This window comes from Neobacillus nitrireducens (assembly GCF_030915405.1).
Classification (GTDB): domain Bacteria; phylum Bacillota; class Bacilli; order Bacillales; family Cytobacillaceae; genus Neobacillus.
The window spans coordinates 4,234,661-4,242,500 of record NZ_CP133262.1 but is presented as its reverse complement, the minus strand read 5'-3'; the positions used below and the strand labels follow the sequence as shown (position 1 = coordinate 4,242,500).

Annotated in this window: 4 protein-coding genes, 1 tRNA gene and 2 rRNA genes (1 of these 7 only partly in view); 4 read left to right on the top strand and 3 right to left on the bottom strand. The window is 43.2% G+C overall.

What is annotated here, in order from left to right:
* Together RCG22_RS20520 and RCG22_RS20515 are read right to left on the bottom strand one after the other, a co-directional pair.
* Nucleotides 1–605 (bottom strand): 23S ribosomal RNA (locus RCG22_RS20520) (it extends 2,332 nt beyond the left edge of the window).
* A gap of 208 nt (nt 606–813) precedes the next feature.
* Nucleotides 814–2,351: ribosomal RNA gene (locus tag RCG22_RS20515) — 16S ribosomal RNA — on the bottom strand.
* Together the 16S and 23S rRNA genes form the textbook arrangement of a ribosomal RNA operon.
* A gap of 434 nt (nt 2,352–2,785) precedes the next feature.
* Between RCG22_RS20515 and RCG22_RS20510 the strand changes: the two genes are divergently transcribed.
* From RCG22_RS20510 to RCG22_RS20495, 4 genes are all read left to right on the top strand, one after another.
* Nucleotides 2,786–3,481: an MgtC/SapB family protein gene (locus RCG22_RS20510; protein WP_098263357.1), complete on the top strand. Its 696-nt coding sequence runs from the start codon at nt 2,786–2,788 to the stop codon at nt 3,479–3,481.
* 83 nt (nt 3,482–3,564) lie between these two features.
* Nucleotides 3,565–3,637 (top strand) — tRNA-Ala (locus RCG22_RS20505).
* 345 nt (nt 3,638–3,982) lie between these two features.
* Nucleotides 3,983–4,309 carry a DUF485 domain-containing protein gene (locus tag RCG22_RS20500; RefSeq protein WP_308104486.1) on the top strand — a complete coding sequence of 109 codons (327 nt, stop codon included), beginning with the start codon at nt 3,983–3,985 and terminating at the stop codon, nt 4,307–4,309.
* Nucleotides 4,309–5,847 carry a solute symporter family protein gene (locus RCG22_RS20495; RefSeq protein ID WP_098263359.1) on the top strand — a complete coding sequence of 513 codons (1,539 nt, stop codon included), beginning with the start codon at nt 4,309–4,311 and terminating at the stop codon, nt 5,845–5,847. Before RCG22_RS20500 ends, RCG22_RS20495 begins: the two co-directional genes overlap by 1 nt.
* A gap of 78 nt (nt 5,848–5,925) precedes the next feature.
* Here the strand turns inward: RCG22_RS20495 and ltrA are convergent, their stop codons facing one another.
* Entirely contained in the window at nt 5,926–7,185 is a 1,260-nt protein-coding gene (gene ltrA, locus RCG22_RS20490; RefSeq protein ID WP_308104485.1) for a group II intron reverse transcriptase/maturase, read from the bottom strand.
* Between the last annotated feature and the right edge of the window lie 655 nt (nt 7,186–7,840).

The following is a 7,840-nucleotide window of genomic DNA, read 5'->3' as shown; positions in this document are numbered from 1 at the left end:
CGCTATTACCCATTAACGGGCTCTAACTACTTGTAGGCACACGGTTTCAGGAACTATTTCACTCCCCTTCCGGGGTGCTTTTCACCTTTCCCTCACGGTACTGGTTCACTATCGGTCACTAGGGAGTATTTAGCCTTGGGAGATGGTCCTCCCTGCTTCCGACCGGATTTCTCGTGTCCGGCCGTACTCAGGATCCACTCAGGAGGGAACGAAGTTTCAACTACAGGGTTTTTACCTTCTATGACGGACCTTTCCAGGTCGCTTCATCTACCCCGTTCCTTTGTAACTCCATGTTGAGTGTCCTACAACCCCAAGAGGCAAGCCTCTTGGTTTGGGCTATGTCCCGTTTCGCTCGCCGCTACTCAGGGAATCGCGTTTGCTTTCTCTTCCTCCGGGTACTTAGATGTTTCAGTTCCCCGGGTATGCCTTCCATACCCTATGTATTCAGGTAAAGATACTGTTCCATTACGAACAGTGGGTTCCCCCATTCGGAAATCTCCGGATCAAAGCTTACTTACAGCTCCCCGAAGCATATCGGTGTTAGTCCCGTCCTTCATCGGCTCCTAGTGCCAAGGCATTCACCGTGCGCCCTTTCTAACTTAACCTAAAAGGTTTATAACTCTTACTTACATAAGAGAGAAAAACTAAAATGGCGATTACTCGATGTTTACTTTGCTTCTTCTTACGATTATCTAGTTTTCAAAGAACGATTAAAAAAAGCTTTGAGAGATTGTACTCTCAAAACTAAACAAACAAAGATCGCATTACAAACAAACTGTTTTGTCTGGCTCACAAGTCCAGCTTTATCCTTAGAAAGGAGGTGATCCAGCCGCACCTTCCGATACGGCTACCTTGTTACGACTTCACCCCAATCATCTGTCCCACCTTAGGCGGCTGGCTCCTTGCGGTTACCCCACCGACTTCGGGTGTTACAAACTCTCGTGGTGTGACGGGCGGTGTGTACAAGGCCCGGGAACGTATTCACCGCGGCATGCTGATCCGCGATTACTAGCGATTCCGGCTTCATGCAGGCGAGTTGCAGCCTGCAATCCGAACTGAGAATGGTTTTATGGGATTGGCTAAACCTCGCGGTCTTGCAGCCCTTTGTACCATCCATTGTAGCACGTGTGTAGCCCAGGTCATAAGGGGCATGATGATTTGACGTCATCCCCACCTTCCTCCGGTTTGTCACCGGCAGTCACCTTAGAGTGCCCAACTAAATGCTGGCAACTAAGATCAAGGGTTGCGCTCGTTGCGGGACTTAACCCAACATCTCACGACACGAGCTGACGACAACCATGCACCACCTGTCACTCTGTCCCCCGAAGGGGAACGTCCTATCTCTAGGAGTGTCAGAGGATGTCAAGACCTGGTAAGGTTCTTCGCGTTGCTTCGAATTAAACCACATGCTCCACCGCTTGTGCGGGCCCCCGTCAATTCCTTTGAGTTTCAGCCTTGCGGCCGTACTCCCCAGGCGGAGTGCTTAATGCGTTAGCTGCAGCACTAAGGGGCGGAAACCCCCTAACACTTAGCACTCATCGTTTACGGCGTGGACTACCAGGGTATCTAATCCTGTTTGCTCCCCACGCTTTCGCGCCTCAGCGTCAGTTACAGACCAGAAAGCCGCCTTCGCCACTGGTGTTCCTCCACATCTCTACGCATTTCACCGCTACACGTGGAATTCCGCTTTCCTCTTCTGCACTCAAGTCCCCCAGTTTCCAATGACCCTCCACGGTTGAGCCGTGGGCTTTCACATCAGACTTAAAGGACCGCCTGCGCGCGCTTTACGCCCAATAATTCCGGACAACGCTTGCCACCTACGTATTACCGCGGCTGCTGGCACGTAGTTAGCCGTGGCTTTCTGGTTAGGTACCGTCAAGGTACCGGCAGTTACTCCGGTACTTGTTCTTCCCTAACAACAGAGCTTTACGACCCGAAGGCCTTCATCGCTCACGCGGCGTTGCTCCATCAGACTTTCGTCCATTGTGGAAGATTCCCTACTGCTGCCTCCCGTAGGAGTCTGGGCCGTGTCTCAGTCCCAGTGTGGCCGATCACCCTCTCAGGTCGGCTACGCATCGTCGCCTTGGTGAGCCGTTACCTCACCAACTAGCTAATGCGCCGCGGGCCCATCTGTAAGTGTCAGCCGAAACCGACTTTCAGCTTTTCCTCATGAGAGGAAAAGGATTATCCGGTATTAGCACCGGTTTCCCGGTGTTATCCCAGTCTTACAGGCAGGTTGCCCACGTGTTACTCACCCGTCCGCCGCTAACCACCGAAGTGATTCGCTCGACTTGCATGTATTAGGCACGCCGCCAGCGTTCGTCCTGAGCCAGGATCAAACTCTCCAAGAAAGTTGATTAGCTCATTTGTTACGTTGGCTTAGCTTCATTTCTGAAACTAATAATTTTTGTTTGTTTGCACGATTTTGTTTGTTTAGTTTTCAAAGAACAATGTAATTTAAAACTCATTTCTAAATAGTCGTTCAAAAGCGACTCCATTAATTTATCATATCCCACATCATGATGTCAACAAGTTATTTAATTTCTTTTTTCGTTTGTTGACTCACTCGGGGAGGACGAGATTTAATATAACATGATAAATAAATGTTTGCAATATAATTTTAAAAGTTTTTTCGAATCTAATAGGCAAAGCTTTATTCCTCCACTTACATCATATACTAAATAGACTGTTAATCATTCCTCGTTTATGTGTAAAATCAAAGTAGATGTTTTTTATTCAAAATAAAACTTTAGTCTTCAAACTATTTAATTGGACGTGAACTGTGATGAGTAGTGTCGATATCGATATATTAATTAAGTTAGGTATTTCTGCTGTTTTTGGACTTATTATCGGTCTGGAACGAGAATTAAAAAGGAAACCAGTTGGATTAAAGACAAGTTTAGTTATTTCTGTTGTGAGCTGCCTGCTAACGATTGTGTCAATTGAATCAGCGTACATGTTTCCTGAATCAGATGATGTTAAGATTACTATGGATCCTCTACGCTTAGCAGCACAAATTGTGTCTGGGATTGGTTTTTTAGGTGCGGGCGTTATCTTAAGGAGGGGCAATGATAGTATTTCAGGGTTGACGACTGCAGCCATGATATGGGGAGCAGCAGGGATTGGCATAGCTGTTGGCGCTGGTTTTTTCATAGAGGCATTTGCTGGGGTTGCTTTGCTTATACTTAGTGTGGAATTTGTTCCTTTTTTAATGAAAATCATTGGTCCCAAACAATTACGAGAAAAAGAAGTCATGCTGCACTTGTTTATAAGAGATCAAAATCAAATTGAAAAGGCAATTTCATTCTTAGTAGAAAAAAAGTATATTGTTCGTAGACTTAAGATAAAAGATTTAGACAACGGAGACCATCTTGTTCAAATCTTGGTTGCAGTGGATTACCGAGAAAAAACAACGGATGTATATTCCGCTGCTTCAAATTTAGACGGTGTTCAGAAGGTAGAAATTGAGAGTATTAGTTAGACAAAAAAATTTTATTCTATTTGATAATTTTCTCTTGCAAGATAATAGTAATACAGATATAATTTTTCTTGTACCAATCAACTGGGGGATTAGCTCAGCTGGGAGAGCGCTTGCATGGCATGCAAGAGGTCAGGGGTTCGAGCCCCCTATTCTCCATTATTTTAAAACCTTTGCGCTGCAAGGGTTTTTTTATTTTTTCAAATGACACAATACTCTATCAAACCTCTCCGTTTTTTCTATCATCTAATAAATCCTTGTGGGTATATTTACCTTATTATGAAAAATATTCTTGCAAAAATCATAATAATTATAATAAGATTGTAAATGTAGTAAAAATGTTCAGAAAAATCTGTTATTATCGGAGGGACGCATCCTAAAAATTTAACTACTTATCTATAACCCAAGCCACGATTTTTTTCCTCAACAATTGACCAATCAGCATTGTTTTTATTTTTGACCTCAGAAGTGAACAAAGGCTTTTATATGAGAGGGGGGCTTCCGTTGGAGGCACAAAACACTAAAATAAATCATGAAGGCGATTACACCTCAATTGTTCAGTCATCATCTTTTCAAACATTACTTTCCGAAAAGAAAAAATTCATCGTCCCAATCACGATCTTCTTTTTTTGTTTTTATTTTGCATTACCTGTTCTAACATCTTACACCACAGTGTTAAATCACAAGTTTATCGGCAGTATAACCTGGGCATGGGTCTTTGCTTTCTTACAATTCGTCATGACTTGGGTACTATGTATGCTTTATTCAAAAAAAGCAACAAGATTCGATGATCTAGCAAATAAAGTTATCCAAGAAGGGGGGACTAACTAATGAATACTGCTGCATTTACTATGTTTCTGTGTATCGTTTTTGTAACGTTAGTAATTACATACTACGCTTCAAAACGAACAAAAAATGCTAGTGAGTTCTACACTGCGGGCGGAGGTCTTACAGGCTGGCAAAATGGACTGGCTATCGCTGGGGACTATATGTCTGCTGCATCCTTCCTTGGAATCGCAGGAGCAGTCGCCTTAACAGGCTTTGATGGCTTCTTTTATAGTATTGGTTTCCTAGTTGCCTACCTAGTTGTCCTTTATCTAGTTGCTGAGCCTCTGAGAAATCTCGGGAAATATACATTTGCTGATATGATTGCTGCAAGATTTGATGCCAAAAAAGTACGTGGGTTTGCTGCCATGAACACAGTAACCATTTCAATTTTCTACATGATTGCTCAGCTAGTTGGAGCGGGTGCACTTATCAAATTATTATTAGGCTTAGAATATACTACATCGGTATTAATTGTTGGGGTTTTAATGACTGTCTACGTTATTTTTGGTGGGATGCATGCTACAAGCTGGGTCCAAATTATTAAAGCAGTTCTATTAATGGGCGGAACCTTGGTCATCTCCATTATTGTTTTCTCCAAATTCAACTGGAGTATTACCGATATGTTTGCACAAATGAAAACTGCCACTCCCTTAAAGGAAACCTTTTTAAATCCGGGCGTTAAATACAAAATTGGTCTTGATACGATTTCATTAAACATGGGCTTGGTCTTAGGAACGGCGGGACTTCCTCATATTCTTGTCCGCTTCTTTACAGTAAAGGATGCAAAAACGGCACGTTCATCAGTTGTTTATGCAACTTGGATTATCGGGATTTTTTACGTAATGACCATTTTCCTTGGCTTCGGTGCAGCGGCTTTTGTGGGGAACAGTGCAATTGTTGCGGCGAATCCAGCAGGTAATATGGCTGCTCCACTTTTAGCCCAAGCTCTCGGTGGAAATATGCTATTTGCTTTTATTTCAGCAGTAGCTTTTGCAACTATTTTAGCAGTTGTCGCCGGCCTTGTTCTGACCGCCGCTTCAGCATTTGCCCATGATTTCTATAACGTGATTCTTAAAAAAGGAAAAGCAACAGAAAAGCAGCAAGTAGGTATGGCTCGCTGGGCAGCCGTTGGAGTTTCAGTTGTCTCAATTATCCTTGCCCTAGGTGCACAAACCCTTAATGTCGCCTTCTTAGTATCACTAGCATTTGCCGTTGCCGCGAGTGCAAATCTACCTGTTATTCTATACACAATTTACTGGAAACGTTTTAATACAACCGGAGCCGTTTGGGCCATGGTGGTTGGGCTTATTTCTGCAATTGGTCTCGTTATCGTAAGCCCAAATGTGTTCAGCCCGGAAGTGGGAAAAGCTATTTTTGTAGGTGAACCGTGGTTCCCATATACAACTCCAGGGATTGTTTCCATTCCACTCGGGTTTATTGCAGGATATCTTGGAACTATTTTCTCAAGTCAAAAAGCAGATGTGAAGAAATATGAAGAAGTACTGGTTAAATCGAATACAGGGATTAGAATTGGCAGTTAAATAATCGAGTAGGAGGAGGTGATTAACCCCCGACCTCTCACACCACCGTACGTACCGTTCGGTATACGGCGGTTCAAGTTAAGTATGACGTAAATTTTCATATCTTTCGTATAAACTTTTGAGACCCTCATTTCGCCAATAGGCGTTATTAAGGCCTCGATGAAGAATGGGGCTATTGGTTATTCGCCAATAGCCTTTTCTACTGTTTCCCCATTCGTACGCTTTGTGTTTATCAATCCCTAAACCAATTATTTTTCTTACTCTGGTCTTAGGCAGTTTCCACTGTTTCCAATAACACAGCCGTAGTCTTCTTCGAATCCAGCTTTCTAAATCTTTAAAGATACTAGGAGTGTCTGCCAAGGCGTAATATCCACACCAGCCAACAAGATATTGGTTCAGCTTTTGGATTCTTATCTCCATTGGTATTGGAGATTTCCTTGACGTTAATACCTTCACTTTCATTTTAAATCTCTTAATGCTCTGTTTGGCTATTCTTATTTTCGGTTCACTTCGGTTAGTGAAGCTAAAACCTAAGAATTTTCGTTTCCACGGACGGTCTACTGCGGATTTCTCATGATTCACCTTTAGGCTTAGTTTATTTTCAATGAAGGATGTAACACCTACCATTGCTCGAAAACCAGCTTTCTTAGATTTTACATAAATGTTACAGTCGTCCGCATACCTTACGAATTTATGTCCTCTACCTTCCAACTCTTTATCTAAAACATCTAAAATAATGTTTGAAAGTAGAGGACTTAATGGGCCACCTTGCGGAGTCCCTTCCGTATTCTGTGAAACAATTCCACCAATCATGATGCCCGCATTTAGAAACTTTCTGATAAGACCAAGAAGAGTTTTATCGTCAATACGCTTGGATAATAGTCCCATGAGCTTATCATGATTCACTTTGTCGAAGAACTTCTCTAAGTCTATATCGACTACCCATCTGTATCCCTCTTCGATGTACCCTTTTGCTTTCCGTACAGCGTCGTGTCCTCGTCTTTGTGGACGAAACCCGTAGCTATTTTCAGAAAAGGTCGGGTCATAAATCGGTGTTAATGTTTGGGTAATCGCTTGTTGAATGAAACGGTCTAGCACGGTTGGTATTCCTAGTAGCCTAACTCCTCCGTTTGGTTTCGGGATTTCGACACGACGGACGGGTTGGGGTTCATAGGTTCCCTGTTGGAGAGAGTTTCTTAAATCTGCCCAGTGTTCGACAATGTACAAACGCAGGTTTTGGGTCGACATCTTATCTACACCATGGCTCCCTCCGTTACGTTCCACTCGTTTTAAAGCGTTCAGTAAGTTTTCACGTGATAAAACCCGTTTCATTAACATACGATAGCTCCTTTCTACGTGAAAGAGTTGTTCTATTTGTGCCGTAAGCTGCTCCACCCTCCTGAAGTCCCCCATGGGTTCACCATTTCCTCCTTCAAGTAAGTCCCGTAAGGGATTGTCTGTTTCAACACAATTTACGAACGCCTAGGTCTCTTTCTTCCTAACCTGTTCAGTCCTTCCCCTTCGTTCTCGAGTTCGAAAGGTACTATGACATCTGCTGACTTCTGACTGCTCAATTATCTATCACTAGATAGGTTACCAAAGGAGTTTGGCATACCAGTCAGACCTCCCCAATTAAGAGTGCAATCTTTCCCTCCATCTATCTGCTTCATTTACTCCGTATCACCTTCGGTAGAAAGGGCTTTGTTTTGTGTTGCAAACTCACCCAATGATACTTAGCCTTATATGAAGTTCGTGTTCCTCAGACCGGAGGTTTGCCGCTCGCTTCCTTCAGATTCCACGTCGCCGAGGACACCCTTGCGTTAAGCTAACCATTACTTCTACCTTCATGGCTCGGGACTCGCACCCTATAGATTGCACCCATGCTGGGCGCACAACAAATGGGACTGAATCATGTTCAGTCCCATTTTTCTTATTATTATTGATTTTTTAAAAAAATCGTCTATTATCTCAAGTGGTTCCGTTAATTATCGCA